We start from the raw sequence: 24,935 nt of genomic DNA, 5'->3' as shown, positions 1-24,935 counted from the left end.
CCGCCTGATTCGCCCATCATTCTGCGCTCGCCGAGATGCCGCGGTCCTTCATGTCAGCCAGCGTACTTTTCTGCACGTCGTTCGCCACATCCACGAAGGTGCCCTGACCCGAGGCGACAGAAGCCAGACCGTCCGTGTAGGCCGTTGCCGTGGCGTCGTAGGTAGGCCCGAACGTCCACGAGGTGTCGACGTTCTTGGCCGACGCGGCGAACTCGTCGTAGACGACCTGACCGCCGTAGTAGTCGACCCCCTGCTTCAGCACATCCAGGTTGAACGCGTCGTTCGCTGCAGGGTAGAGCCCGCCGCGGATGAGAATGTCCATGCTCTCATCGGAGCTGTTGAGCCACGTAGCGAATTTGGCGGCCTCAGCCGGGTGCTTGCACCCCTTCAGGACGACCGAAGCGGAGCCGCCGTGATTGGCGGTGTCTTCGGAGCCCTCCCACTTGGGCATCTGCGCCACTCGCCACTGGCCGGCCTGATCGGGCACGTTGTCCGGCAACGTCGTGTAGTTCCACGATGCACCGACGAAGGAGAGGATCTTGTGATCGATCAGCTGAGGGAAGAGTCCGGCATCGTAGCGGGGTGTGATCGTAACCAGCTTCTTATCGAGGAGGTCCTGCCAGAAGTTCGCGACCTTCAGCGAGCCGGTGTCGTTGATCCCGACCTTCCATTCGTCGCCGTCAATCGTCGTCCAGCGTCCTCCGGCCTGAGCGACCAGACCCGCATAAGCGCCCACGTCGTCGGGGCCGAGGAATCCGAGACTCACGGTGGGGTCCTGTGCCTTCACCTTTGCAGCATCCGCGGCGTACTCTTCCCACGTGGTCGGTACTTCGATTCCGAACTTGGCGAACTCGTCCTGGTTGTAGTACATCACCATGGGCCCGCTGTCCTGAGGGATGCCGTACACCTCTCCACCCGCCGACGCCGACGCCCACGTCCAGTCGAGGAACTTGTCCTGGTACTGGGCCGCCACGTCGGTGATGGGCATGAGGAGATCGTCAGCGACGAAGTTCGGCAACGAGAAATAGGCCATCTGCGCCATGCACGGCGCATTGCCGGCCTGCACACCCGCGCGGATCGCCGGGTTGGCCTCATCCGACCCCGTGGTCGTCCTGAGCTTGACCTGGATGTCGGGATTCTCCTTGTTCCAGATGTCGATGGCATCCTGGAGCTCGCTCACCCAGCCCAAGTACTCTATCTCGATGGGCCCCGAGGATTCGGCAGGCCCGGAGCCTGCCGAGCATCCTGCCACGACCAGGGCGGCTACGGCGGTGAGGCCGACTGCTGCGAGCGAACGCTTCATGTGGTTCATTTGGCTCTCCTTCGGGTCAGATGAATTTATATTATACGATAATTGGACGGATTCTAGGGTCGAAATGAACTTGTAACTTTCGGGGCATGCAGGCTCATGCGAGCCGGTCGTAGTTGGCCAGATCCACCTCGTGCTGCAGCGGTTGCCCTGCGAGATATCGCTCGATCTCTTCAACTGTGATCAGACCCTGACCCCGACGGGCCTGCCGCGTGACTCCCCCGATGTGGGGTGAGAGCAACACGTTGGGAAGCCCCCACAGTGCGCTGGAAGCGGGCAGCGGCTCCACGTCGAAGACATCGAGCGCCGCGCTTAGCCGCCCGCTGATCAGTTCGGCTTCCAGCGCCGCGCCATCGATGATGGCCGCGCGGGCCGTGTTGATCAGGATGCCGCCGTCGGCGATCAGTCCGAGCCTGCGACCGTCGAGCATCCCGCGAGTCTCATCGGTCACGGGCGCGTGATTGACGACGACACGGGACGCTCGCAGCAGATCCTCGAGCGGGACGCGTTCGACCTGTAGCTCGGCGGCATCCGTCTCCGACAGGAACGGGTCGTGGACCAGGACGCGGGAACCCAGAGCGCGAGCAAGGCGGATATAGATCCGGCCGATTCGGCTCGCGCCGATCACCCCGATCGTGGAGCCGGCGACGGTATCGCCCGCAGGACGGGGGACGGCCGCTTTCCAGTCGCGCTCGGCATGCATCCGCCGGTCGACACTGTGCAGCGAACGCAGGAGCGAGATCGTCGAGTAGAGTGCCATTTCGGCCACGGACTGCGACAGGGCTGCTGTGGATTGACTTACCCGTACACCATCCGCGATGAGAGTCTTGCGAATGATCGAACGGATGGTGCCGGCGCTGTGGGCGATGAACCGAACGCGATCGGTGGGGCCGAGCCGGTCAGGGAGCGGCGGGGTCTGCCAACCCGTGACCAGGACGTCCGCTTGCAGTCGCTCCGGGCCACCGCTCGCCCCGACGAAACTCACGTCCCCCACCGCCTGCAATCGCTCGCGTACGTCGCGATCGAACAACTCGTCCACGACGGCGTCGGGCATGTTGACGATTACGACCGGGCTGGATGCGACCATCAAGCCCCACCCCCCACGTGCTCCCGGTAAGCGTTCCGCAAGTACGGCGCGACGGCCTCACTGAACGACTGCGTCATCGGGTCAGCCCCTGCGCGAGGGATGGTCGGCGTCATTGTCATGGTCTTCTTCTCGTCGGTTCAGGCAAAAACGATGGTGTGATTTCCGTGCCGGATAACCCGATCCTCGGCGTGCCAACCGACGGCACGAGAGAGCACGGCACGTTCGACATAGGCGCCCCGAGCCTGCAGGTCGTTCGCGCTCATGGCGTGAGTGACGCGCGCAACGTCCTGCTCGATGATCGGTCCTTCGTCGAGTTCCGCGGTCACGTAGTGCGAGGTGGCACCGATCAGTTTGACCCCGCGGTCTTTTGCCCTGCGGTAGGGCGCCGCACCCACGAAGGCGGGGAGGAAGGAGTGGTGGATGTTGATGATCGGCACGTCCGCCTCATCGAGGAAGGTGTCGGAGATGATCTGCATGTACCGTGCCAATACGAGGAAATCGACGTTGCCTTTCACCAGTTCCAGGATTCTGGTCTCGGATGCCGACTTGTCTTCCGGGCGCGATGGAACATGGAAGAACGGGACTCCGAACGAACGGACATCCGCAGCGATCTTGGTGTGGTTGGAGATCACCATCGGAACCGTCACCGGCAGCTCGCCGCGGCGGTGGCGCCACAGCAGTTCGAGAACGCAGTGATCCGCGGTGGACGCCAAAATCGCCATACGCTTCGGAATCGACTGATCCGTGAGTCGCCAATGCATTCCGAAGGGCGTCAGCGTCGCCTGGAGGTCGTCTTCGATCTGCGGAAGGACCGCACTGAGCTCAGGCCGGTGGAAGACCACCCGCTGAAAGAATGCACCACCGTTGGCGTCGTCGGAGCACTGGTCGAGAGAGACGATGTTCCCGTTGTTTCGCGTGATGAGAGCGGCCACCGCGGCGACGATGCCTGGCTGGTCGGGGCCGTGCAGTACCAGGCACGCACGGTCCTGGAGAGCCTGGGCGGGCGCAGTCATGTCGCTCCTGGGTGTGTCGAGCGGCTTCTCTGGTCTGTCATGAGTGCGAGGCGATGTACGCGTTCGCCCAGTCGGTCGTGGCTCGGATTCCTCCGAAAGGGTAGAAATGCAGCTCGACCTTCCCGGCGCTCTGATCGTGTGAAAGCAGGCCCGAGAGATCGTCGATGTATCTTCCGGGGCCAGCCGTGCCGACGAGGTTGGTCAAAGAGAAGCCGTACTTTTTCACGATCATGGCGTTCGCGCCGACGCCGAACCGGCGAGCGAAGCCGAGCAGACGCTTGACGCCAGCGGGCCCGGGGGTGCCGATGCGTATCGGACTGTCGATTCCGCGCGCGCGGACGGCGCCGACCCAGCCCACGACCGGGTCGGCGTCGAATGCGAACTGCGTGAGGATCGCAGCATCCAACTTTTGTTGTGCCAAGGTGGAGACCTTGTCCTCGAGGGATCTCCACAGGACATCGTCGGAAATGTGGGGGTGCCCCTCCGGGTAACCGGCGATGCCGACTTCGTGCACCCCGTAGTCCAGAAGCAGGCCTGTGCGGATCAGCTGCCAAGCGCTCTCATAGGGACCTTCAGGTGTTGCCGGATCACCACCCACGACGAACACGCTTTTCGTTGCGCCGACATCCTGCAGGCGACTGAGGAATTCCTCCAGAGATGCGCGAGAGACGATACGGCGTGCGGAGATGTGGGGCACAGGTTCGAACCCGAGGCTCCTCACCAGCCCGGCGGCAGCGACTCGCGTCTGGAGATCCTCGTTTGCGAGGAAGGTGACGTTGATCTTGGTGCCCCTCGGAATGGCTTCGGAGGCCTCGCGGAGCGCGCCGATGTCCTTGCCCGTCATTTCCAGTGAGAAATTGCGAACCAGTTCGGCGGATCCGGTGCCTGCCGGAGTTGACGTGCGGACCATCTCAGCGTCTCATCTCTTATCGGTCGCGGTATTGGCTGCGCGCGAAATCGTCGAACGGCGCCGGGGCGACGCGCGCTCGCACCACCACCTGCCGGTGGGGTTCGACCTGCGGCTTGCTCGTCACGGGCGATTCGCCCCAGATCAGTTCGACCGAGGTGCCATCTGCGATGTCGGCGTCAATGGAAGCGAGCGAAACGAAAACCTGGTCGTTGACGAGGTATCCGACGTCGGTCGAGATCCCGATAGGCCTTTCCTGGAGAAGGACGGTGTCGTATTGGTGATAGGCGTACCGGGCTTTGGGGAACTCGAGGAACTTAGCCGGCGTGCCCGGTTGCAGTTGCGAGTTGAGGATCTCGCTCACATCCGCCGGCTCCCACACGAGCGTGACCTTCCGTCTGCGTGGCGCCTCGGCAAGGCGCTCGAGCGCGGCACGGCCGATGAATTCGTGATCGAACTTCACGTTGCGGGAGTAACCCAGATCGTAAGGAGTGAAATAGTAGTCTTCGATCGCGCCAGGCGAGAACGAGCCACCGAGCGACCCGACCCGTGAGGCAGGAAGCCATGCTCGGTACGGCTCGAGCTGGTCGGTGAAGATCGCGGGGACAGGTGTGGGGATCCATCCGGCTTCGAGCGGTGTACTGGAGTACGCGCGCGCTCCTACGGCTCTGATTCCGAAGTCGGCGCCCGCCTCGAGGAGGGCTTCCCGCACGACCTGAGCGTCGCCGAACGGACCGAAGAGTTCGAAGCCGGGTTGCCCGGCCATGCCATGCCGCAGTGCACGCACCGTCCGTCCGGCGATGCGGAAAGAGGTCATATGGAAGAACTTCACCTCGGGCACCGGGCTCCCGGTGACCGCCTCGATCAGTGAGAGCGCATTGGGGCCTTGCAGTTGATAGCGGAAGAATTCCGGGTCGCCCGAGCGCGTCAGCGCATGCCCGTCCAGCCGATAGCGCACATCGAGAGAGCTTTCTTCGATGTTGTATCGGACCCAATCGATGAGCGAGTGCTGCCCCACCAGGTCGAAGCTATTCTCCGCGAGGTAGAACAAGATGCCATCACCGATGACATAGCCGTCGTGGTTGACGGCGACGAGCTGCTTGGCGATGTCGACGCGGAAGCCTGAGAACGTGTTCACCGCGAGGCTCGACAGCAACGCGAGCGCATCCGTCCCCTCGATGAACAGGTTGTTCATGTGCTGGGAGAGATCCATCAACGCCACGGATTCTCGCCACGAGCGTTCCTCGTCGCGCCAGTTCGTGAACTCGAGCTGGATGGGAAAGATGAATGCCGGAAAATCGGTGTTACGCAGCAGGGGGACCGCCCCGCCCGCTCGGGCGATGGCGCGTTCCAGGGTTTCCGACACGCTGACTTCTCCTTCGATCGATCGGCCCGCGCCGCCGCGGACCTCATCACGGTCCGCACGCGAGCCGGTCGCTACTTCCTGAGCTGACGCGAAGCCCTTCATCCCGATCTCCTTCGATCTGACGTGCCGTTGAGTGTGCCGTACGCGATGGTGCGCCGTGCGCGGTCAGGTTAAGTCTGAAAGCCCAGCCGCGAGGAGCGTGATTACCTATGATGTGGAAAGTGAATGCATCCGCGTCGCGATCCGCGAGAGGGCTGAGAGATGGCGAGACACTCCGAAGGCGAGTCGGCGCTCAATCGCGCGCTCGGTGTACTCGACGCGTTCAGCGTCGACCATCCCTTCCTCACGCTCTCCGAAATCGCGCGACGGACTGACCGCCCCATCTCGACGACGCACCGGATCGTGAGAGAACTCGCCAGCCAAGGTCTGCTCGAAGTCCTGGAAGACCGGCGCTATCGCCTGGGAAACCGGCTGTGGGAACTGGGAACCCGAACGCCCGGTGCCCTCGGGCTCAGAGAAATAGCTCAGCCGTTTCTGATCGACCTTCACAGACGTCTCGGACAGCATGTCCAATTGGCCGTTCGTTACGACGTCGACGCCCTCGTGCTGGATCGGATCTCCACTCCTGATGCCGTCGTGAACGCCACGGTCGTCGGCGGTCATATGCCGCTGCCGCATACCGCCCTGGGGTTGGTGCTCATGGCCTTCGGGCCGGAGGGTTTGGTCGAAGAAGTCGTTGAACGGGGCTTGCGACCACCGACACCGGCTGCTCCGCAGACCGCTGAACAACTCCAGGAGGCAGTCGATCTGACGAGACGACGCGGCTACGCTGTGGCCGACGGATACATCTTCGGCGGATCTCGAGGCATCGCCGTGCCGGTCTCAGGCGCGCACGAAGTCGTCGTAGCGGCCTTGGGCATGGTGGTCCCGAACGACGCGACCGCGACCCGCCCCATCGCGTCGGCTCTGCGTCGCACCGCGGCCGGGATCGGCAACACACTCGCCCGCGCGTACCTGCCTGCGGGACACCCGGACGCGCTCCCTGGGGGCGCAAGCCGCTACCTCGTGAGATCGTCGGCATCGTCCATGCGGTTTCTCGGGCAGCGACGTCGATGACCGGCCACATTTTCACTCACCGGAAACGCGCCCCGTTGCGCAGCGAGGGTTCTACCGCCGTCATCGAAATAGGCACTCGGATCTACGTTCCGTCCATCGGTCGGGTCGGTTTTTCACTGATCCGATCAAGCGCGGCAACGATCGCAGATACGCAGAGGCGACGGAGTCATCCTGGAACACCAACGAAACCATCGTCCATCAGCGCGGGGCACCGCCCGTAGTTGACGCTCGCGCCGACCCTAGAGAAGGCCCGCCGTCGGCCCGGCGAGTCGGCTAGCGCCAAATCATTCGTCCGCGGGCTCCTGACTAGCCAACTCGTCGGCGTCAGCGCTGTTGATCAGGTCATCGTTCGCATCCGCGTCAACGATTTCGTCGCCATCGACCTCGCGGGTGGGCGGGTCGTCGCTCTCGGGGAGCGGGAGGGGCACGATGGGAACGACATTCGACATATTTGTCACCTTTCTCGGGCTTGCAGAGTACGACTCGCGTTTCGCGGCGGGAAAGGGGGTTGACTGTCCGCCCGGCGCGAGGTCGACGCGAACGCGCACTGACGGAGTCATCGCTTCGCGGCGGTCGAATAGGCGCGCGCGCCGTGCCTAGACCCCCCGCCGATTCCTCCCCAAACATCCTTAAATAGATGTTTCCCACAGGCGCGGAATATCCTCCCTGATCTGGCGCTCATTCGCCTTGGAATGTCGGTGGCCCTGATCAGAATGGGGGTATGGAGAACCTCGTCGGCACCCTTGATGGGGTGGATGCTGCGCTCGGCGACATGGTCGCGGCAGCGTTTTCCGGTGAAGGGCTCCGCGGGGTGAGCGACGAGGTGCTGATCGCGGTGATCGCTGCCGCGGCACGGATCGGCCGCCATGCGGACGCGCTCCTGATCGAAGGGGCCGCGCAGATCGATGACCGGTGCACGCTCCCGTCAAAAGAGGAGCAGATCGCCGGCCGGTACGGGTGCCGGAACGCGTCCGAACTCCTCCAACGCGCCACCCGACTCTCCTCCCGCACGGTCGGCACCCTCCTGACCGCTGGGCGGGCGGTCATCCGCCGGGTCGCGCCGTCATCGGGCAGGTGCTCCCCGCCGAGTATCCGGCGCTGCGGGGGGAACTTGCTGCGGGGCGGGTCGGGGTCGACGGGATGATCTCCGTCGTCGGCCCGCTCCGCGACGTCACGGCGGTCGTGGGCGCGGCCGCACATCTCGCCGCCGACCAAGAGCTGGCCGCCTGCATTCGCGGGGAAGGCCCCGAGGCTGCCCCGTCACCGTGTGCGGACGATCTGCGTGCGATGGCGACGGTGTGGGCGACCTACCTGGACCAGGACGGCGCGGAACCCCGCGAGACCCGCGCGCTCCGTAAGCGTTCGTTCACCATCGGGGTGTGCCGGGACAATCTCGTCCCCGTCCGCGGGAACCTGCTGCCCGAAGTCGGCGCGCAGCTGCAACTCGTCTTCGACAGCATCCTCAACCCGAAAAACGACGACACCGACACCGCCCCCGGCGGCCCGTGGTTCGGCGACACCCCCGACCCCGGCGAACCCCCCTACGTACGCGACGCCGACCCCCGCACCCGGGCCCAGCGGCAGCACGACGCGTTCGCGACAGTCCTGTTCAAGATCGCCGGGTCCGGTGCCCTTCCCACCCTCGGCGGCGCCGCCCCCACCCTGGTCGTCTCCGTTCGCGCCGACGATATGCAGTCCGGCCGCGGGTATGCACACATCGACGGGATCACAGACCCCGTCTCACTCACTTTCGCCCGCCACATCGCCTGCACAGGTGCTGTCCAACGGGTCCTCACCGACGGACGCGGCCGGATTGTCAGCATCGAGACCTCGGACCGAGTGTTCAACCATCAGCAGCGCAAGGCGATCGCGTTGCGTGACGGGGGATGCGTCATCCCCGGCTGCCACGTCCCCGTGTCATGGTGCGAAATCCACCACGTCACCGCGTACGCGAACGGCGGCCCGACCCACACCGACAACGGCGTCCTGCTCTGCTGGTACCACCACCGCACCCTCGACAACGGCCACTGGCAGATCCGGATGATCCACGGCACCCCCGAAATCCGTGGACCCCACTGGTATGACCCGCAAGGAATCTGGCGACCAACCACCACCGCCCCCACCCGCATGCGCGAACGAATAAGGCGACAGACATGATCGACACGCTTCGTGCCTTGTCGTCGGTTTGCGCATCCTCAAGCCCGGGCTGCGACCGCTCGGTCAGGCTTGGTCTTCGCGCACCGGCGTTGGCTCCATGTACCACTCGACGAAGTCGCGGGCGCGACGGTCGTCGGCGAACGTGATGACCCAGAGGTTCGCGTACGTCCTGCCGTCGTCGTAACGAGTGATGCCCTGCACGACTCCGATGCCGTCGGAATGGATCAGCGGCGCACCTTCGAAACTCCATGTGCCGGGTTCGTCGCGATGGGCGAGCCATCCGTCGACGATTCCCTGCCGACCCACCCACGGCTCGGGATCGAGGGGACTGCCTGCATACCTGGCGTCCTCGGTGAACAGCGCCTCGATGTCGGCGCGTTCGTTCGAGGCCCAGGCGCGAAGGTAGGCATCCAGCCAGTTCTGCACGGTGTCGTCCATGTCCTACATCTATCTCGGGGCGCGGACATCGGGCAAGCGAGCGTCGGGCAAGCAGGGCCCTGGGTCGGAATGGCGGGGCGTGCGAGGATGGGCTCGTGGCGGCAACGGTGATCGCGGTGTACAGCACCAAGGGTGGGGTCGGAAAGACGACAACCGCCGTCAACCTCGCCTGGCAGGCGGCATCCGAAGGGCGCAGCGTGCTGCTGTGGGATCTCGATCCCCAAGGCGCGGCGACGTGGCTGCTGCAGGTCAAGCCGCACCTGCGCGGCGGAGTCGAGGCGCTTGTGCGCGGCAAGAACGCCGCGCACAAGGCGGTGCGCGAGTCGGAGTTCGACCGGATCGATGTACTGCCCGCAGACGAGAGCTACCGTGACCTCGAGATCGCTCTGGATGCGGCGAAGAAGTCGTCGTCGCGGGTGACCGAAGCCCTGCGCCCGCTGCGCAAAGAGTACGACGTCATCATCCTCGACACCCCGCCCGGAGCATCGCTCGTCGCAGAGAACGCCCTGCGCGCCGCCGACGTCGTGGTGCTTCCGCTCGTTCCCTCGCCGCTCGGGCTGCGTTCGCTGGAGCAGGTGCGCAGCGTGATCAAGGATGCCAGCAGCCGCGTCACGCTCGTCGCCTTCCTCTCGCAGGTGGACCGGCGCAAGCGCGCACACATCGAGGCGCTCGAGCAGCTCCCCGCCGCCCACAAAGAGATCGGCGACGGCTATGTCGGCGCCAGTGTGGTGGTCGAGCGCATGGGCGAGCATCGCGCACCGGTCGGCGCATATGCCCCCACCTCGGACTCCGCCAAGGCGTTCGCGAACCTGTGGAAGCGCGTGCGCCGCGCCTCCTGAGTGCGAGCCTGGGCGCCGGACGCGCAATCCGCACGGCGTCGCGATCGAGACGGAGCATCCCGGGGCATGGAATTTCCTTCAAGTCGAGGTGGACGGCCGGGTCCTGCATCCCGTCGTCGGCGCGGGCGGCATGACGCGTGCTGCGGCACACGCGCGCGTCCGCGCACTGCTCGTGCGATACGCGGAAGACATGCCGTTCGCGTCCGAACTGGTGAGCGCGTGGGATGCCGGAGCCCGAGACGACACCGTCTACGCAGACCGGTTCCTCTGGGCGATCTACGAGGCGGACGACGCCACCGCGGGCGCGCACGAGTGGGTCGACGACCTCGCGACGTCGCTGCGGGGATCGGGGTCGAAGGTACGCGTCGCCTGGTGACGCGACGTCGCTTTCACACGCGAGGTGGCCGCGCGGACGGGATGGGGATCGGCTTGGTGCCGCCGCGCGGGCGCGATTCCCACATGACGAGGTCGGTGAGGGCGACCTCCGCGGTGGCGTAGACATGCGGCAGCGGGATGCTGCTCTGCCACGAGACCTCCACCTCGTCGTCGTCGGTCCTCGCGAGTCGGGCGATGAGGGCAGCATCCGCTGTTCTGATCTCCCACACGCCGGACCTGCGCTCTGCGAGCGTGAAACTCCTCGGTCTTCGAGGTTCCATCAGTCGTCTCCTTCGACGCCATGGCCCGACCTGACGGGTGCGTCGACTGTAAGTTGCTCGTCGCCAGAGGCAAACGGACTTGACGGTCGAGGGGAAGGCGGCTACTCGGGCGGGAGCGCACGCCCGCGCGCGGCGAGATCACCGGCTTGTCAAGTCCCCTTCGCAGACCGAGGTGGCCAACTACCGTCGCAGCAGGAGGTGGCTGATATGGCTACGACAGAGAAGGCGAAGACCTCGACCACGACGACCCGGCGCGCAGCGGGCGGCACGGGGGTGAAGGTGACCCGACGTCAGAACGCGGAGAAGGGCTTCGTGGCATCGAAGGGTCTCGATGACCGGCTCCAGGCAGTCCTCGTCGACCTGCTGGAGTTGGCGATGCAGGGCAAGCAGGCGCACTGGAACGTGGTGGGCCGCAACTTCCGCGACACGCATCGCATCCTCGACGAGATCATCGAAGCCGCACGCGAGTTCAGCGACACGGTCGCCGAGCGGATGCGGGCGCTCCACGCCGTTCCGGACGGACGCAGTGACATCGTCGCGGCGACGACGACTCTTCCCGAATACCCGCAGGGCGAGATCGACACGACCGAGACCGTCGACCTGATCACGGTGCGCCTCGAGGCAACCGTCGGCACGATGCGGAGCGTCCATGACGACGTCGACGAGGAAGACCCGACGAGCGCCGACATCCTCCACGCGATCATCGAGAAGCTCGAGCAGTTCGCCTGGATGGTCAGCGCTGAGAACCGCACCCCGGCAGCGTCGCGCTGACATGCGGCGGGCGGTGCTCTCGGCCGACGGTGAGCCGAGCGCTGTCGCGCAGACCGTCGTCGACAGTGCCGAAGACGTGCCGATGCTCGGCACGCACGTCGATGCGACGCTGGACTGGTGCGTCGGGGTCGGCCGCACGGCCCCCCGGGTGGGCGGCGGCTCGACCCCTGCACTCTGGGAGATCCTGGCCGGAACCGCGGCGATGAACGTGTCGGCGGCGCGGATGCTCGAGCCGCACCTCGACGCGCTCAGCATCCTCCACGAGGCAGGCGTCGATCTCGTCGCAGGCCACGACGAGTGGGGGATCGAGCAGGTCGACGCGGGCCCCGACTCGTCGTGGGGGGTGTTCGCCGCCGAGGGGCCCGGTGCGCGGCTGGACGCACACAACTCCGCAGGCACATGGCGGCTCAACGGCACCAAGCCGTGGTGCTCGCTCGCCGGCCACGTCTCGCATGCGCTGATCACCGCCTTCGTCGATGACACGCATCGCCGGCTGTTCGCCGTCGGGATGCGGTCGGCCGGCGTGCGTCCGCACCGCGACGAGTGGTTCGCCCGCGGCCTCTCGCACGTGGTCAGCAGCCCGGTCGACTTCGATGATGTGGTGGCGGTGCCGGTCGGTGGGATCGGGTGGTATCTCTCGCGTCCGGGCTTCGCGCGCGGCGGGATGTCGGTCGCGGCGTGCTGGTGGGGCGCGGCCGACGGGATCGCCGCAGCGCTCGTGCCCCCGGCATCCTCCGAACATGCCGATCAACTCGCCCTCGTCCACCTCGGGCGGGCCGACGCTGCACTGTGGGGCGCGCGGGCCACGCTCGTGGAGGCGGCGCGGACGATCGATGACCCCCGCCCGGGCGTCGACGAGCGGCTTCTCGCCGAACGGGTGCGCGCCGTCGTGTCGGATGCTGCGACGATCACACTGGCGGAAGCGGATGCTGCGCTCGGCCCCGCTCCGCTCGTCTCCGATCACGACCACGCGCGGCGCGTCGCCGACCTGCACCTGTACCTCCGCCAGCATCACGGTCTCCGCGACATCGCGCGCATCGGTCGCGCGGTCGCCTCGGTGGGTCGCTGATGGTCGCCTTCACGCATCTCGACCCGGGCACCGACGAAGCGGTATGGCACGCCGACCCGCGGCTGGGCTCGCTCCCGAGCATCGGGAGTGAGCTCCGACGCTCGAGGGCGCACGGCGGGAACGGTGCGAGCTCGCCGATCGCCGAGCTCGTCGTGGTCGCGGCCCATCCCGATGATGAGACGCTCGGGGCGGCAGGCCTCATGCGGACCGTCGCGGGCGCGGGCGGGCGCGTCACCGTGATAGTCGCGACGGACGGCGAGCGATCACACCCCGACTCGCCGACGCATTCGACCACGCGGCTCGCCGCGCTCCGTCGCAGCGAGGTGGAGGCTGCGGTGACGACCGTCGCACCCGCGGCCGAGATCGTCTTCCTCGGGATCGGCGACGGGACGCTCCGTCAGAACGTCGCGCACCTGACCGACGCGCTGGCTGCGGTCGTCGATGCGCTCGCGCCCGATGCTCGCGCGGGAGCCGTGGTGGTGGCGCCGTGGTCGGGCGACGGACACTCCGATCACTCGGCGGCCGCGCAGGCCTGCGCCGACGTGTGCGCCCCGCGCGGGATCGCCCACTTCGGTTACCCGATCTGGCTGTGGCACTGGGGGAGACCCGACGATGCCCCCTGGACGGACGCGTTCGCACTCGACCTCAGCGCCGACGACCTCGAGGCCAAGCGCCGCGCGATCGCGCTGCACGCGTCTCAGATCGCGCCGCTCTCCGCGGCTGCCGGCGATGAGGCGGTCGTCCACGACGGCATGCGCGCGCATTTCGAGCGCGGTGTCGAGGTCTACATCCGCGAGCGCACAGCTGGTGAGCGCCCTGCTGGTGACCGCAGTGCAGATGAGCGCCCTGCCGACGAGCGCGCCGGCGAGTCGATGCCCGCCGACTGGTTCGATGACTTCTACCGCCGCAATGAAGACCCGTGGGGTTTCGAGACCCGGTGGTACGAGGAGCGCAAGCGCAGCATCCTGCTGGCGGCGCTTCCTCATCGCGACCTCGGTCATGTCCTGGAGATCGGGTGCGCCACCGGGCTGATCACGCGCGAGCTCGCCCGTCGTGCGCGGCGCGTCGTCGCCGTCGACGGCGCGCAGGCTGCTCTCGATGTCGCACGAGACCGCGTGGCTGGCCGGAGTGCCGACGATCGCAGGGCCGAGGTCACCTTCGTCCACGGTCACGTGCCTGGCGACTGGCCGGCCGGCCGCTACGACACGATCGTGCTGTCCGAAGTCGGCTACTACCTCGATCCCGACGATCTGTCGGAGGCGATCCGCCTGATGGCACGCGACCTCGCGGACGACGGATGCCTCGTGGCCTGTCATTGGCGGCATCCGGTCAGCGAGTATCCGCAGACCGGAGACGCCGTGCATGCCGCGCTGCGCGCGACGCCGGGCTGGGAGGCCACGGTCACGCACGAAGAGCGCGACTTCATCCTCGAGGTGTTCAGCCCGGCACCGGCCAGGTCGGTCGCCCAGCGCGAGGGGCTCGTATGAGCTCGGACGCCGTCACCCGAGTCATCGTCGTCGTGCCCGTCCACGACGAAGAGGAACTTCTCGACGCGTGTCTCAGCGCGCTCGAGGTCGCCGTGGCGCGGGCGGAGCGGACGGGCATCGCGTGCGAGGTCCGCGTCGTCCTCGATGACTGTGCGGATGCCTCGGCCCTCGTCGCCCGCAGGCACCCGTTCACCGTCTCCACGATCAGCGCGTCGCGAGTCGGAGCGGCGCGCGCCCACGGTGCGTCGGCGGCGCTCGCCGAACTGGGCGGCGCTGATCCTCCCACCGTTGATCCTCCCGCCCTTGATCTTCACCGGGTCTGGATCGCCAACACCGATGCCGACTCCCGGGTGCCTCCCTCGTGGATCGTCGCCCACGCCCGCCTGGCCGCCTTCGGCGCCGACGTCGTGCTCGGCGCAGTGCGGCCCGACTTCGCGGATCTCACGCCCGTCCATCGGCGCCACTGGCTGCGAACGCACCCGCGGGGGGTGCCGACCGGTAACGTCCACGGCGCGAATCTCGGCATCCGAGCAGATGCTTACCTCGCCGCCGGCGGCTTTGCGGCGGTCGCCGAACACGAGGATGTCGGGCTGGTCGAGCGGGCACGCCGAGCCGGAGCGCGTGTGCAGGCCAGCGCGTCGCCCGAGGTGGTCACCTCAGGACGCCAGGTCGGGCGCACGCCCGGCGGTTACGCAGGATTCATCCGCGCGCTGGCGGCCGAGCTGAATCGACGATCGGTCGACGTCGAATGATCCGCAGATGAAGAGAGAAGGAGCCTCGCAGTGAGTGCACGGTTCGGGTACACGTTGATGACGGAGCAGAGCGGCCCGCGAGAGCTCGTGTCGTACGCCGCGACGGCTGAGGCCATCGGGTTCGATTTCGAGGTGTCGAGCGATCACTTCTCGCCGTGGCTGACGAGTCAGGGGCATGCGCCCAACGCATGGGTCACCCTCGGGGCGGTCGCGCACGCGACCTCGACCGTGGAGCTCATGACCTACGTCACCTGTCCGACGATGCGCTATCACCCCGCCGTCGTCGCCCAGCAGGCCGCTACGCTCCAGCTCCTCTCGGAGGGGCGCTTCACGCTGGGGCTGGGCTCCGGCGAGAACCTGAACGAGCACGTGATCGGCGAAGGGTGGCCCTCCGTGCAGGTCAGGCAGGCCATGCTCGAAGAAGCCATGCACCTCATCAGGGAGCTGCACTCGGGCGAGCTCGTCACGTGGGAGGGCGACTACTTCCGGGTGGATTCGGCACGCATCTGGGATGCTCCCGACACGCCTGTTCCGCTGGCTGTGGCGGTGTCGGGCGACAGCTCGATCGAGCGCTTCAGCGGTCTCGCGGATCACCTGATCGCCGTCCAGCCCGCAGGGGAACTCCTCACCGCGTGGGACGAGGCGCACGGGCCGGGATCGCGCAAGATCGGCCAGATGCCGGTGAGCTGGGACCCCGACGAGAAGACCGCCGTCGCCCGGGCACACGATCAGTTCCGCTGGTTCGGCGGCGGATGGGCGGTCAACGCCGACCTGCCCACCCCGGCCGGATTCGCGGGAGCCAGCCAATTCGTCCGGCCGGAAGACATGGCCGACGCGATCCCCTGCGGTCCTGATCTCGACAAGATCGTGGCGGGCGTCAAGGAGTACCTCGACGCCGGGTTCACCGACGTCGCCCTCGTCCAGGTCGGCGACCAGGCGCAGGCCCAATTCCTCGACGAGGCCGCCGCGCCCCTTCTCGAGAAGCTGCGGGCCCTCTGAGCTGGGCCGTTTACACCCCACGAAAACAGACAGTCAGGAGACGTCATGAAAACCTTCTTCACCTGGATCCTCGTCATCGGCATCGCCGCAACGGCGTATGTCCTGGGCGCCGAGGCCGGTCGATCCCGATACCGGGAGGTCGTCCACGCGGCCAAGACGTTCTGGAACGACCCGAATGTCGCCAAGGCCCGCACGCGTGCCGTCAAGAGTGCGAAGAAGGCGACGGCGACAGCATCCAAGAACGCGGACAAGGCCCGCAAGCGGGCTGTCAGAAAGCTGCAGAAGGCGCTCTGACGCCGGCGAGCTGCATTCGGATGTTCTCGAACGAGGGGGGATGCTCATGGACGATGTCGTGATCCGACCCATCCGTCAGGACGATGCCGGCGAGGTACTGACGGTCCAGCGTGCGGCGTTCGTGACGGAGGCGCAGATCTACGGCGACCCTGCGCAGGCGCCGCTCATCCAGACGCTCGATCAGCTGACTGCCGAGCTGGCGGATGCCGGCGGCTTCGTCGCGCTGGTGGGGGAGCGCATCGTCGGAGCAATCCGCACGAGCGAGGGCGACGATCTGCTCTTGATCGGTCGCATCGCGATCGCCCCCGACATGCAGGGCATGGGGATCGGCTCTCGGCTGCTCGCGGCCGCGGAAGAGGCGACGACCTGTTCGGCCGCCGAGCTGTTCACCGGCAGCCTCAGCGAGGCGAACATCCGGCTGTACGAGGAGAGCGGATACCGCGAATCGGCGAGCATCGACAACGGGGACGGAACCGCGCAGATCTTCCTGCGCAAGCAGCTCCGCCCCCGCTCGCACGCCGTGCGCTGACTCCGTCGTCGCCCTCGCGTTTCGTCGGGTGCGATGTCCTACTGGTGGCGCATGGCCGCCTGCAGCCATTCCTCCGGGTCGAGCAGGTGGCTGTGATCGTCGAGGCCGAGATCGATCTGCGCCCAGTGAATCGTGCCGGTGAACTCGGCGCCCCATGTCTTGTAGCCCTCGTATGCCGGCATCCCGGTGTCGCAGCCGACGTCGAGGCCCTCGTCGAACGAGAAGTACATGGGGTGCGTGCGCTCCACTTCGGTGATCCCCTGCGGCGTGCCGTCGATGAAGAGGGTCACCGTCCCACCGCGCCCTATGCCGCCACCGGCATATGCGAACTCGGCACGGACCTGATGGATGCCGGAGCCCACCGCATCCGTCGACAGCACCGTGCTGCGCAGCAGACCGCAGTAGTTGTAATGGAAGCCGAGCTTTCCGGCTTGGCCGAAGAACGACCAGCCCCCAGTCCGCCCGCCCTGTGCCACGATCGCGCCTTCGAGCGCCCCGTCTTCGGGCGCCACGATCTCGGCGGTCACCGACCACGAGCGGTTCTTCACGTTGATCGCGACGTTCTCGTTGAGCCGGGTCATCCCCGGGTAGAGCCGCAGCGTCTTGCCCTGCACGATCGTCGGGCGACCCGCGAACTCCGGGTTCATGCGCTGGGCGGCGCGATCATCCAGCGGGATGACGTTGTAGCGCGTCGCCTCGATGAGGAAGAGCTGCTGCAGCTCGGCGAGCTTGGCGGGATTCTCCTTGGCGAGGTTGTTCGACTGCGTCCAGTCGACAGTGGTGTCGTAGAGCTCCCACACGTCGTCGGAGAAGTCCGGTGCTGCGCTCACGACGTCCCACGGCGTGCGATGCCGCGTCTGGGCAGTCCAGCCGCGGTGATAGATGCCGCGGTTTCCCATGATCTCGAAGTACTGCGTGTGGTGGCGTTCGCCGGCCGCCTTGTCGTTGAACGAGTAGGCGAATGAGGTGCCGTGCATCGGCACTTGGGTCACGCCGTTCACGGTGTGCGGCTGCGCGAGCCCGGCGAGCTCGAGGATCGTCGGGGCGACGTCGATGACGTGGTGCCACTGGTCGCGCACTTCGCCCTTCGCCTCGATCTGCGACGGCCAGTGCACGATCGTGCCGTTGCGCGTGCCGCCGTAGTGGCTCGCGACCTGCTTGGTCCACTGGTACGGCGTGCACATCGCGTGCGCCCAGCCCACGGCGTAGTGGTTGTAAGCCTCAGGTCCGCCGACCTTCTCGAGGTTCTCCTGCCAGAACTCGACGGTCTCGTACTCGGCCCCGCCGTTGGCTGCGGTGGAGAGCATGAACGCGCCCTCCAGCCCGCCTTCGGCCGAGGCGCCGTTGTCGCCGATGATGAACAGCACGAGCGTGTCATCCAACAGGTCGAGCTCTTCGATCGCATCGATCACGCGGCCGGTGTGGAAGTCGGCGTACTCGAGGAACGCGCCGTAGACCTCCATCTGGTGGGCGAGGATGGGGCGACGCTCCTCGGGCGTCTCATCCCAGGAGGGAATGCCTTCGCTGCGCTCGGTGAGCACCGCATCGTGGGGGATCACCCCGAGCGCCTTCTGACGGTCGAAGGTCTCTTCGCGCAGCTTGTCCCAGCCCTGGTCGTACTTGCCCTTGTGCTTGGCGATCCATTCCTTCGGGACATGATGCGGCGCATGCGTCGCTCCGGGCGCGAAGTAGACGAAGAACGGCTTGTCAGGCGTCAGAGCCTTCTGCTGGTTGATGTAGGCGATCGCCTTGTCGGCCAAATCCGGCATCAGGTGGTAGTCGGGATCAGTGGGCGGCTCGATGAAGCCGACGCCGTCGATCAGGGCCGGCGTCCACTGGTTGGTCTCGCCGCCGATGAACCCGTAGAACTTCTCGAAACCGCTGAAGGCGGGCCAGTGGTCGAACGGACCGGTCGGACCCGACTCCCAGACGGGCACTTCGTGGCACTTGCCGAACTGGGCGGTGTTGTACCCGGACTGGCGCAGGATTTCGGGCAGCGGCACGCACGAGTTCGGCCGGGTTGAGCGATAACCCGGCGACGGCGTCGCAGTCTCGGTGATCTGGCCCATGCCGACCTGGTGGTGGTTGCGGCCGCTCAGCATCGCCGCGCGAGTCGGCGAGCAGATCGCCGTTGTATGGAAACGGCTGTAGCGCAGACCGCCGTTTGCGAGCCGCTCGGCGGTCGGCATGGGCACCGGTCCACCGAACGCACTGGATGCCCCGAATCCGACGTCATCCAGGAGCACGAGAAGCACATTGGGCGCCTTCTTGGGCGGCCGCTTCATCTCGATCGGAGGAAGCTTCTCCTCCATCTTCTTCGCGTCCATCACCATCGGGCCTGTGTAGACCTGATCGGGGATGGGCAGAACGCTTCCGGGGAGGACTTCAGACACGGTGCTCTTCTTTCGTCGACGACACGGGCTCTCTCAGCCTAGAGCGAGACCTCGCTCGCCGCGATGGCGCGATCGCGGCCGGCACGGGGGCGGTGCCTCCAGGGCCGAGACCCCCGTTCGGGTAGCCTGCTGAGGCAGCGAGCGGGGAGGACGAGCGGATGTCGGAGCAGCAGGACGCGACCGGAACGGCCGGGTCGCGGCATCCGTACATCGTCGCGACAGACGGCGCGTGCCAGCGCAATCCCGGCCCGGCAGGGTGGGCGTGGGTCGGTGAAGACGGGCAGTGGGCGGCCGGTTCACTCGCCCACGGGACCAACAACATCGGCGAGCTGCTCGCGCTGCTCAATGCGGTGCGCGACCACGCCGACGTGCCAGACCTGTGTGTGCAGGCGGATTCGACGTACGCGCTCGACACCTACCGGTCGTGGATGGACAACCACGCCAGGCGGGGCTGGAAGACCACGGCAGGCGCGCCCACCAAGAACGCCGACATCCTGCGCGAGATGATCGCCGTGCGCGATGCGCGCAGGGCGGCGGGGATGCCGGATGTCATCCTCGAACACGTCCGAGGTCATTCCGGCCACCGCCTGAACGGATGGGCCGACGAGCGGGCCGTGCGTGCCGCGCAGCACGGAGCCGAAGGCCGCGAGGGCGTCTGGTACTCGCGCGGCGGCCACCCCCGGTTGGATGTCTCCGTGGATGCCCCCACAGCCGGCGAGGACACCCCTCGGCGGGCGCGCGCGGCGCGCTGAGTTCAGCGCTCGAGCGAGACTCCACCGGTCTTCGCCGGACCGCTCCCCGGTAGGCTGTGGCGAGCGCCGCGCTCGGCGCCGGAAGCGAGGCGGTCATGACGGCGACACCCCCAGGCTGGTACGACGACGGGCACGGCACCCTGCGGTGGTGGGACGGTGCGCAGTGGTCCGCGTACGTGCACACCCCGGATGCCCCGGACGCTGTCGCCCCGGCCGCCGCCCCGGCTGTCGCCCCGGTCGCCGTCGCCCACTCCGCCGTCGTCGAGCGCCGCACGTCGAAGCTCTGGATCGTCTGGGTCGTGCTCGGGGTCGTGGTGCTCGGGCTGGTCGTCCTCGCGGCGATCCTGATCGCGCTGTTCATCGGGATCTTCTCGCAGGCAGTCTCCTCCGGCACGCCGGGAGGCACCTCCACCAGCGCGCCGGCCGGGTCCGCCGACGAACAGGACGCCGTTGCGGCGGTGAAGATGTACGACCAGGCCTGGGCGAACGCGGACTGCGACCAGCTGTTCACCTCGACGACCACCGCGTTCCGCGATGCCAATCAGCTGACGGACTGCCCCACATTCGAATCGCTCTCGAACGACTTCACCGACACGAAGGACAACTACCTCCTCACGGTGGACGACGTCCAGACGCGCGGCACCACGATCACCGTCGAGACCACCGAGACCTACGATGCGCTCTTCGACGATTCGGGCAACCTGCTGGACACCCCCGAGCCGTACGGGAATTACTACACCTACACGCTGGTCCGCGATGGTGAACTGTGGGCGATCGACTCGCTCGAGTCCGTGACGAACTGACGTGACGGCAACCCCCGCTCGCCCACCCCGCACGATCCGCTTCGTTCTCGCCTGTGTGGGTATCGGCCTGGCTGCGGGGCTCCTCTCCGGCCTCTTCGGTGTCGGCGGCGGCACGGTCATCGTTCCGCTCCTCGTCCTCCTCCTGAGATTCGACCAGCGGCTCGCGGCGGGCACCTCGCTCGCGGCGATCGTCCCCACCGCGACGGTCGGGGTGATCTCATACGCCCTGCACGGCTCGGTCGCCTGGATCCCTGCCCTCATCCTCGCCGCCGGCGCCGTGATCGGCGCGCAGGTCGGCACGTGGCTGCTGCCGCGCGTGTCGCAGACCGCCCTGCGCTGGGGGTTCGTCGCCTTCCTTGCGGTGGTGATAGTGAGCCTGTTCATCGTGATCCCGTCCAGAGCCGCCGGCCTCGAGCTCACGCTGGTGACGATCCTGGGGCTCATCGCGCTGGGGCTCATTACCGGGGTCCTCGCCGGCCTCCTCGGAGTCGGCGGCGGAGTGATCGTCGTCCCCGCCTTGATGCTCCTGTTCGGCACGAGCGACCTGATCGCCAAGGGCACATCGCTCCTCATGATGATCCCGACCGCGGTGTCGGGCACGATCGGCAACCTCCGCAGGCAGAACGTCGACCTCGTCGCGGCCGCGCTCGTCGGCGGTGCCGCCTGCACGACCACGGCCCTCGGAGCCTGGATCGCGACCCTGGTCGATCCGCTCCTGGGCAACATCCTCTTCGCCGCCTTCCTGACCTTCATCGCGGTGCAGATGGCGATCCGCGCCGTCCGCGGTCGCGCCCGCTGACAGCATCCGCTCTTCATCCGCCGTCCGCGGCCGCCCCGTGGTGCGCGCGGCGCGATCGATAGGATTGGGGGATGCCGGTCAACCCAGAGCTCGTGGGCCGGGCGTTCCCGCCCACCCCGCCCTACCTCGTCGGTCGGGAGAAGGTGCGCGAGTTCGCCCGTGCCGTCTTCGCCGAGGATCCGCAGCACTTCGATCCCGTCGCGGCGCAGGCTCTCGGGTACCCGGACGTCGTCGCGCCTCCCACGTTCGCGATGGTCGTCCAGGACGTGACGCTGCAGCAGCTGCTGGCCGAACCCGACTCGGGGATCGTGCTGTCGCGGATCCTCCACGGCGAGCAACGGTTCCGCTATTCGCGACCCATCGTCGCCGGGGACGAGCTGACCGGAAGCCTGCGGATCACCTCGATCCGCGCGGTCGGGGGCAATGCGATGGTGACGTGCGAGGCCGAGATCACTGATGTGCGGGGAGAACACGTGGTCACGACGACCTCGCTCCTGGTCGTCGGTGGAGACGCGGCATGAGCGGCCTCGAGGTCGGCGAGGTCGTCGCCGAGCGAGACGTGCACCTTACCCGCGAATCGCTCGTGCGATATGCGGGTGCATCGGGCGACTTCAACCCGATCCACTACCGCGACGACGTCGCCGAGTCGATGGGGCTGCCCGGTGTGCTCGCGCACGGCATGCTGACGATGGGCCTCGCCGTCGAGACGCTCGTCGGCTGGCTCGGCGACTCGGGCCGGATCATCGAGTACGGCGTGCGCTTCTCCAAGCCCGTGATCGTGGATCTCGTCGAGGGCGCGATCGTGCACGTGGTCGCGACCGTGGGCGCCGTCGATGACGACATCGCCCGCATCGACCTCAAAGTGACGCACGACACTGTCACTCACGACACTGTCACTCACGACACCGTCACTCACGACACCGTCACTCACGGCACGGTCGAGCACGGCGAGATCGCGGTGCTCGGGCGGGCCCAGGTGCGGATCCGGCTCGTCTAGCGGATGCCGATGACCGACGTCGACCCGATTCCGCTCGCGCAGCTGACCACGCTGCGCACCGGCGGTGCATCCGCACGCATGATCGACGCGCACACCGTCGACGAACTCGTCGAGGCGCTCCGCGACACCTGGTCAGACGGCGAGCCCTGGCTGGCGCTCGGCGGTGGCTCCAACCTGTTCGTCGGCGACGAGCCGTTCGAGGGCACCGTCGTGCGCATCCTCACGAGCGGGATCGAGCGTCTGCCCGCGTCGCGCCCTGGCCTCGTGCGGCTGAAGGTGCAGGCCGGACACTCGTGGGACGATCTTGTCGCCTATGCGGTGGGCGAGGGACTCGCCGGTATCGCCGCGATGTCGGGCATCCCCGGCACGGTCGGTGCCGCGCCGGTGCAGAACATCGGGGCGTACGGACAGGAGATCGCCGAGACGCTCGTTGAGGTCGATCTGATCGACGAGGCGACGGGCGCGGTCTCCACCGTCCCGGTAGGCGAGCTGGGGCTGGGATTTCGCACGTCGGTGTTCAAGCACCATTACGGCTCGCTTCCGCAGCGCCCTGCGGTGATCCTCTCGGTCACTTTCGAGTTCGCCGAGGTCGGCTCGGGCGATCTGCCGGTGCGGGGAGAGCAGCTGCGGACCGCCCTCGGGCTCGGGCCGACAGCATCCGTGTCACTCGGATGGATCCGCGATCACGTGCTCGAGACCCGCCGGCGGAAGGGAATGGTGCTCGACGCCGACGACCCCGATACGCGCAGTGCCGGCTCGTTCTTCCAGAACGCGATCGTGTCGGCGGGCTTCGCCCGGACACTTCCCGACGCCTGCCCCCGATGGCCGTTGGCGCCGCTCCTCGACCCGGTCACCGTCATCCCGCTCGATGCTTACGACGGTGTGGTGCCGCTCACGACCTCCGGGGAGTCCGACGTCAAGGTCAGCGCGGCCTGGCTGATCGAGCACGCCGGAATCCGCAAGGGGTTCTCGCTCCCGCGCTCGCGGGCGGCCGTCTCGACCAAGCACGCCCTGGCCCTCACGAACCGGGGCGACGGCACGGCTGCAGAGCTCGCCGAACTCGCCCGGTTCATCCAGGGTCGCGTGCAGTCGGAATTCGGTTTGATCCTGCAGCCCGAGCCGGTGCTGGTGGGCGTCGAGCTCTAGCCGACGCCTTACGCCGTACCGAAGAGCTTCTGCAGGCGCTGCACGCCCTCCAGCAGCTGGTCGTCGCCCAGCGCATACGAGAGGCGGAGGTATCCGCTCGGCCCGAACGCCTCACCGGGGACGGCGGCGACCTCCGCCTTCTCGAGGATGAGGTCGGCGAGCTCGAGGCTCGTGGTCGGGGTGACGCCCTCCCACTCCCGGCCGAGCAGCCCGCGCACATCGGGGTAGACGTAGAAGGCTCCGAGCGGGGTCGGCACGCTCATGCCGGGGATCTTCGAGAGCTCGGCGACGATGAGCTGTCGACGACGATCGAAGGCCGCACGGAACTCCTCGGCCTCGGTCTGCGGGCCGGTGAGCGCCGCAAGCGCCGCGCGCTGGGCGATGTTGTTGACGTTGCTCGACAGGTGCGACTGCAGGTTGGCCGCGAGCGTGATCGCGCGCTTCGGGCCGACCATCCAGCCCACCCGCCAGCCCGTCATCGCGTAGGTCTTCGCGACACCGTTGACGAGGATCGTCTGCTCGGCCAGCTCCGGGACGGCCTCGACGATCGACACGGCCCGCACCCCCTCGTAGACGAGGTTCTGGTAGATCTCGTCCGTGATGACCCAGATGCCGTTCGCGAGCGCCCACTCGCCGATCGCCCGGGTCTGCTCGGGCGAGTAGACGGCTCCGGTCGGGTTGGACGGCGAGACGAACACGAGCACGGTCGTTCGGTCGGTCCGTGCGGCCTCGAGCTGCTCGACGGTCACGAGGTAGTCCTGGTCGGCGTCGGCGAACACCTCGACGGGCACGCCGTCGGCGAGGCGGATCGCCTCGGGGTACGTCGTCCAGTAGGGAGAGGGCAGCAGCACCTCGTCGCCGGGGTTCACGACCGCCTGGAACGCCTGATAGACGGCCTGCTTGCCGCCGTTGGTGACGACGATGCGGGATGCCTCGACCTCGAGTCCCGAATCGCGCAGCGTCTTGGCGGCGATGGCCTCGCGAAGCACGGGGAGACCCGCCGCCGGCGTGTAGCGGAAGTTCTTCGGGTCGTGGAGGGCTTCGGCCGCAGCATCCACGATGAACTGCGGCGTCGCGAAGTCGGGTTCACCCGCCGCGTAGCTGATCACGGGGCGCCCGGCGGCCTGGAGCGCCTTGGCCTTGGCGTCGACCTTGAGGGTCGCCGATTCGGCGATCGCGCCGAGCTTGCGGGAGAGGGCGGGGGTTGCACGAGCGCTGTCTGTCACGCGATCCAGCGTACCGGGGCGCCTGAACGC

The 24,935-nt window shown here is 67.3% G+C and carries 28 protein-coding genes; 18 read left to right on the top strand and 10 right to left on the bottom strand.

What is annotated here, in order from left to right; all coding sequences use genetic code 11:
• Window positions 1-16: 16 nt before the first annotated feature.
• The 5 genes from ACFE6Z_RS11040 to ACFE6Z_RS11020 form a co-directional block, all read right to left on the bottom strand.
• Window positions 17-1,312: an ABC transporter substrate-binding protein gene (locus ACFE6Z_RS11040; protein ID WP_375385740.1), complete on the bottom strand. Its 1,296-nt coding sequence runs from the start codon at window positions 1,310-1,312 to the stop codon at window positions 17-19.
• A 94-nt stretch (window positions 1,313-1,406) separates the two neighbouring features.
• Window positions 1,407-2,396: a hydroxyacid dehydrogenase gene (locus ACFE6Z_RS11035; RefSeq protein ID WP_375385739.1), complete on the bottom strand. Its 990-nt coding sequence runs from the start codon at window positions 2,394-2,396 to the stop codon at window positions 1,407-1,409.
• Window positions 2,397-2,533: 137 nt separating this feature from the next.
• On the bottom strand, window positions 2,534-3,409 hold the full coding sequence (purU, locus tag ACFE6Z_RS11030; RefSeq protein ID WP_375385738.1) for a formyltetrahydrofolate deformylase: 876 nt from the start codon (window positions 3,407-3,409) through the stop codon (window positions 2,534-2,536).
• A 37-nt stretch (window positions 3,410-3,446) separates the two neighbouring features.
• Window positions 3,447-4,319, bottom strand: a complete 873-nt coding sequence (locus ACFE6Z_RS11025) for a methylenetetrahydrofolate reductase (protein WP_375385737.1) — start codon at window positions 4,317-4,319, stop codon at window positions 3,447-3,449.
• A gap of 16 nt (window positions 4,320-4,335) precedes the next feature.
• Window positions 4,336-5,682: an aminomethyl transferase family protein gene (locus tag ACFE6Z_RS11020; protein WP_375385736.1), complete on the bottom strand. Its 1,347-nt coding sequence runs from the start codon at window positions 5,680-5,682 to the stop codon at window positions 4,336-4,338.
• Window positions 5,683-5,943: 261 nt separating this feature from the next.
• Here ACFE6Z_RS11020 and ACFE6Z_RS11015 point away from each other — a divergent pair, with 261 nt between their 5' ends.
• On the top strand, window positions 5,944-6,798 hold the full coding sequence (locus ACFE6Z_RS11015; RefSeq protein WP_375385735.1) for an IclR family transcriptional regulator: 855 nt from the start codon (window positions 5,944-5,946) through the stop codon (window positions 6,796-6,798).
• Window positions 6,799-7,082: 284 nt separating this feature from the next.
• Here ACFE6Z_RS11015 and ACFE6Z_RS11010 read toward each other — a convergent pair whose 3' ends face one another.
• Window positions 7,083-7,247, bottom strand: a complete 165-nt coding sequence (locus tag ACFE6Z_RS11010) for a hypothetical protein (protein WP_375385734.1) — start codon at window positions 7,245-7,247, stop codon at window positions 7,083-7,085.
• Between the two features lie 272 nt (window positions 7,248-7,519).
• Here ACFE6Z_RS11010 and ACFE6Z_RS11005 point away from each other — a divergent pair, with 272 nt between their 5' ends.
• Window positions 7,520-7,942 carry a hypothetical protein gene (locus ACFE6Z_RS11005; protein ID WP_375385733.1) on the top strand — a complete coding sequence of 141 codons (423 nt, stop codon included), beginning with the start codon at window positions 7,520-7,522 and terminating at the stop codon, window positions 7,940-7,942.
• The gene (locus ACFE6Z_RS11000; protein WP_375385732.1) at window positions 7,873-8,955 is read left to right on the top strand and encodes a DUF222 domain-containing protein; all 1,083 of its coding nucleotides are present in this window, start codon (window positions 7,873-7,875) and stop codon (window positions 8,953-8,955) included. Before ACFE6Z_RS11005 ends, ACFE6Z_RS11000 begins: the two co-directional genes overlap by 70 nt.
• A 63-nt stretch (window positions 8,956-9,018) precedes the next feature.
• On the opposite strand, the gene ACFE6Z_RS10995 is transcribed toward ACFE6Z_RS11000, so the two are convergent.
• Complete coding sequence (locus ACFE6Z_RS10995) at window positions 9,019-9,393, bottom strand: nuclear transport factor 2 family protein (protein ID WP_375385731.1); 375 nt, start codon at window positions 9,391-9,393, stop codon at window positions 9,019-9,021.
• 95 nt (window positions 9,394-9,488) lie between these two features.
• Between ACFE6Z_RS10995 and ACFE6Z_RS10990 the strand changes: the two genes are divergently transcribed.
• Window positions 9,489-10,232, top strand: coding sequence for a ParA family protein (locus tag ACFE6Z_RS10990; protein WP_375385730.1), 744 nt, complete (start codon window positions 9,489-9,491; stop codon window positions 10,230-10,232).
• 88 nt (window positions 10,233-10,320) lie between these two features.
• Window positions 10,321-10,608, top strand: a complete 288-nt coding sequence (locus ACFE6Z_RS10985; protein WP_375385729.1) for a hypothetical protein — start codon at window positions 10,321-10,323, stop codon at window positions 10,606-10,608.
• Between the two features lie 13 nt (window positions 10,609-10,621).
• Here ACFE6Z_RS10985 and ACFE6Z_RS10980 read toward each other — a convergent pair whose 3' ends face one another.
• The gene (locus ACFE6Z_RS10980; RefSeq protein WP_375385728.1) at window positions 10,622-10,888 is read right to left on the bottom strand and encodes a hypothetical protein; all 267 of its coding nucleotides are present in this window, start codon (window positions 10,886-10,888) and stop codon (window positions 10,622-10,624) included.
• Window positions 10,889-11,095: 207 nt separating this feature from the next.
• Here ACFE6Z_RS10980 and ACFE6Z_RS10975 point away from each other — a divergent pair, with 207 nt between their 5' ends.
• Genes ACFE6Z_RS10975 through ACFE6Z_RS10945 form a run of 7 tightly spaced genes read left to right on the top strand, consistent with a single transcriptional unit; the run spans window position 11,096 to window position 16,789 of the window.
• Window positions 11,096-11,659, top strand: coding sequence for a Dps family protein (locus ACFE6Z_RS10975; protein WP_375385727.1), 564 nt, complete (start codon window positions 11,096-11,098; stop codon window positions 11,657-11,659).
• A gap of 1 nt (window position 11,660) precedes the next feature.
• Window positions 11,661-12,728 carry an acyl-CoA dehydrogenase gene (locus tag ACFE6Z_RS10970; protein ID WP_375385726.1) on the top strand — a complete coding sequence of 356 codons (1,068 nt, stop codon included), beginning with the start codon at window positions 11,661-11,663 and terminating at the stop codon, window positions 12,726-12,728.
• The gene (locus tag ACFE6Z_RS10965; protein ID WP_375385725.1) at window positions 12,728-14,215 is read left to right on the top strand and encodes a PIG-L family deacetylase; all 1,488 of its coding nucleotides are present in this window, start codon (window positions 12,728-12,730) and stop codon (window positions 14,213-14,215) included. Before ACFE6Z_RS10970 ends, ACFE6Z_RS10965 begins: the two co-directional genes overlap by 1 nt.
• Complete coding sequence (locus ACFE6Z_RS10960; protein ID WP_375385724.1) at window positions 14,212-14,967, top strand: glycosyltransferase; 756 nt, start codon at window positions 14,212-14,214, stop codon at window positions 14,965-14,967. Before ACFE6Z_RS10965 ends, ACFE6Z_RS10960 begins: the two co-directional genes overlap by 4 nt.
• Before the next feature lie 30 nt (window positions 14,968-14,997).
• Window positions 14,998-15,966 (top strand): LLM class F420-dependent oxidoreductase, encoded by a 969-nt coding sequence (locus ACFE6Z_RS10955; RefSeq protein ID WP_375385723.1) that lies wholly within the window; start codon window positions 14,998-15,000, stop codon window positions 15,964-15,966.
• A gap of 45 nt (window positions 15,967-16,011) precedes the next feature.
• On the top strand, window positions 16,012-16,260 hold the full coding sequence (locus ACFE6Z_RS10950; protein WP_375385722.1) for a hypothetical protein: 249 nt from the start codon (window positions 16,012-16,014) through the stop codon (window positions 16,258-16,260).
• A gap of 40 nt (window positions 16,261-16,300) precedes the next feature.
• Window positions 16,301-16,789: a GNAT family N-acetyltransferase gene (locus tag ACFE6Z_RS10945; protein WP_375385721.1), complete on the top strand. Its 489-nt coding sequence runs from the start codon at window positions 16,301-16,303 to the stop codon at window positions 16,787-16,789.
• Between the two features lie 38 nt (window positions 16,790-16,827).
• Here ACFE6Z_RS10945 and ACFE6Z_RS10940 read toward each other — a convergent pair whose 3' ends face one another.
• Window positions 16,828-19,182 carry an arylsulfatase gene (locus tag ACFE6Z_RS10940; protein ID WP_375385720.1) on the bottom strand — a complete coding sequence of 785 codons (2,355 nt, stop codon included), beginning with the start codon at window positions 19,180-19,182 and terminating at the stop codon, window positions 16,828-16,830.
• Between the two features lie 158 nt (window positions 19,183-19,340).
• Between ACFE6Z_RS10940 and ACFE6Z_RS10935 the strand changes: the two genes are divergently transcribed.
• The 6 genes from ACFE6Z_RS10935 to ACFE6Z_RS10910 all read left to right on the top strand — a co-directional run bounded on the left by ACFE6Z_RS10935 (window position 19,341) and on the right by ACFE6Z_RS10910 (window position 23,679).
• On the top strand, window positions 19,341-19,934 hold the full coding sequence (locus ACFE6Z_RS10935) for a ribonuclease H (protein WP_375385719.1): 594 nt from the start codon (window positions 19,341-19,343) through the stop codon (window positions 19,932-19,934).
• A 95-nt stretch (window positions 19,935-20,029) separates the two neighbouring features.
• Window positions 20,030-20,737 carry a DUF2510 domain-containing protein gene (locus tag ACFE6Z_RS10930; RefSeq protein ID WP_375385718.1) on the top strand — a complete coding sequence of 236 codons (708 nt, stop codon included), beginning with the start codon at window positions 20,030-20,032 and terminating at the stop codon, window positions 20,735-20,737.
• A gap of 1 nt (window position 20,738) precedes the next feature.
• Window positions 20,739-21,536: a sulfite exporter TauE/SafE family protein gene (locus tag ACFE6Z_RS10925; protein WP_375385717.1), complete on the top strand. Its 798-nt coding sequence runs from the start codon at window positions 20,739-20,741 to the stop codon at window positions 21,534-21,536.
• A gap of 71 nt (window positions 21,537-21,607) precedes the next feature.
• Window positions 21,608-22,057, top strand: coding sequence for a MaoC family dehydratase N-terminal domain-containing protein (locus tag ACFE6Z_RS10920; protein ID WP_375385716.1), 450 nt, complete (start codon window positions 21,608-21,610; stop codon window positions 22,055-22,057).
• Window positions 22,054-22,533, top strand: coding sequence for a MaoC/PaaZ C-terminal domain-containing protein (locus tag ACFE6Z_RS10915; RefSeq protein WP_375385715.1), 480 nt, complete (start codon window positions 22,054-22,056; stop codon window positions 22,531-22,533). The genes ACFE6Z_RS10920 and ACFE6Z_RS10915 overlap by 4 nt, the downstream gene beginning before the upstream one ends.
• A 9-nt stretch (window positions 22,534-22,542) precedes the next feature.
• Window positions 22,543-23,679 carry a UDP-N-acetylmuramate dehydrogenase gene (locus ACFE6Z_RS10910; RefSeq protein ID WP_375385714.1) on the top strand — a complete coding sequence of 379 codons (1,137 nt, stop codon included), beginning with the start codon at window positions 22,543-22,545 and terminating at the stop codon, window positions 23,677-23,679.
• Between the two features lie 8 nt (window positions 23,680-23,687).
• Here ACFE6Z_RS10910 and ACFE6Z_RS10905 read toward each other — a convergent pair whose 3' ends face one another.
• Window positions 23,688-24,905, bottom strand: a complete 1,218-nt coding sequence (locus tag ACFE6Z_RS10905) for a pyridoxal phosphate-dependent aminotransferase (RefSeq protein WP_375385713.1) — start codon at window positions 24,903-24,905, stop codon at window positions 23,688-23,690.
• Window positions 24,906-24,935: the final 30 nt, after the last annotated feature.

The sequence above is a fragment of the uncultured Microbacterium sp. genome, assembly GCF_964244775.1.
GTDB lineage: Bacteria > Actinomycetota > Actinomycetes > Actinomycetales > Microbacteriaceae > Microbacterium.
Note: the sequence above shows the minus strand (reverse complement) of the source record. Positions and strands in the feature narration are given on the sequence as shown.

Coding starts and splice junctions, on each gene's coding strand:
- ACFE6Z_RS11040 (WP_375385740.1), bottom strand. CDS start 1,312: ATGAACCACATGAAGCGTTCGCTCGCAGCAGTCGGCCTCACCGCCGTA.
- ACFE6Z_RS11035 (WP_375385739.1), bottom strand. CDS start 2,396: ATGGTCGCATCCAGCCCGGTCGTAATCGTCAACATGCCCGACGCCGTC.
- purU (WP_375385738.1), bottom strand. CDS start 3,409: ATGACTGCGCCCGCCCAGGCTCTCCAGGACCGTGCGTGCCTGGTACTG.
- ACFE6Z_RS11025 (WP_375385737.1), bottom strand. CDS start 4,319: ATGGTCCGCACGTCAACTCCGGCAGGCACCGGATCCGCCGAACTGGTT.
- ACFE6Z_RS11015 (WP_375385735.1), top strand. CDS start 5,944: ATGGCGAGACACTCCGAAGGCGAGTCGGCGCTCAATCGCGCGCTCGGT.
- ACFE6Z_RS11010 (WP_375385734.1), bottom strand. CDS start 7,247: ATGTCGAATGTCGTTCCCATCGTGCCCCTCCCGCTCCCCGAGAGCGAC.
- ACFE6Z_RS11005 (WP_375385733.1), top strand. CDS start 7,520: ATGGAGAACCTCGTCGGCACCCTTGATGGGGTGGATGCTGCGCTCGGC.
- ACFE6Z_RS10995 (WP_375385731.1), bottom strand. CDS start 9,393: ATGGACGACACCGTGCAGAACTGGCTGGATGCCTACCTTCGCGCCTGG.
- ACFE6Z_RS10980 (WP_375385728.1), bottom strand. CDS start 10,888: ATGGAACCTCGAAGACCGAGGAGTTTCACGCTCGCAGAGCGCAGGTCC.
- ACFE6Z_RS10975 (WP_375385727.1), top strand. CDS start 11,096: ATGGCTACGACAGAGAAGGCGAAGACCTCGACCACGACGACCCGGCGC.
- ACFE6Z_RS10970 (WP_375385726.1), top strand. CDS start 11,661: ATGCGGCGGGCGGTGCTCTCGGCCGACGGTGAGCCGAGCGCTGTCGCG.
- ACFE6Z_RS10965 (WP_375385725.1), top strand. CDS start 12,728: ATGGTCGCCTTCACGCATCTCGACCCGGGCACCGACGAAGCGGTATGG.
- ACFE6Z_RS10960 (WP_375385724.1), top strand. CDS start 14,212: ATGAGCTCGGACGCCGTCACCCGAGTCATCGTCGTCGTGCCCGTCCAC.
- ACFE6Z_RS10950 (WP_375385722.1), top strand. CDS start 16,012: ATGAAAACCTTCTTCACCTGGATCCTCGTCATCGGCATCGCCGCAACG.
- ACFE6Z_RS10945 (WP_375385721.1), top strand. CDS start 16,301: ATGCTCATGGACGATGTCGTGATCCGACCCATCCGTCAGGACGATGCC.
- ACFE6Z_RS10935 (WP_375385719.1), top strand. CDS start 19,341: ATGTCGGAGCAGCAGGACGCGACCGGAACGGCCGGGTCGCGGCATCCG.
- ACFE6Z_RS10930 (WP_375385718.1), top strand. CDS start 20,030: ATGACGGCGACACCCCCAGGCTGGTACGACGACGGGCACGGCACCCTG.
- ACFE6Z_RS10920 (WP_375385716.1), top strand. CDS start 21,608: ATGCCGGTCAACCCAGAGCTCGTGGGCCGGGCGTTCCCGCCCACCCCG.
- ACFE6Z_RS10915 (WP_375385715.1), top strand. CDS start 22,054: ATGAGCGGCCTCGAGGTCGGCGAGGTCGTCGCCGAGCGAGACGTGCAC.
- ACFE6Z_RS10910 (WP_375385714.1), top strand. CDS start 22,543: ATGACCGACGTCGACCCGATTCCGCTCGCGCAGCTGACCACGCTGCGC.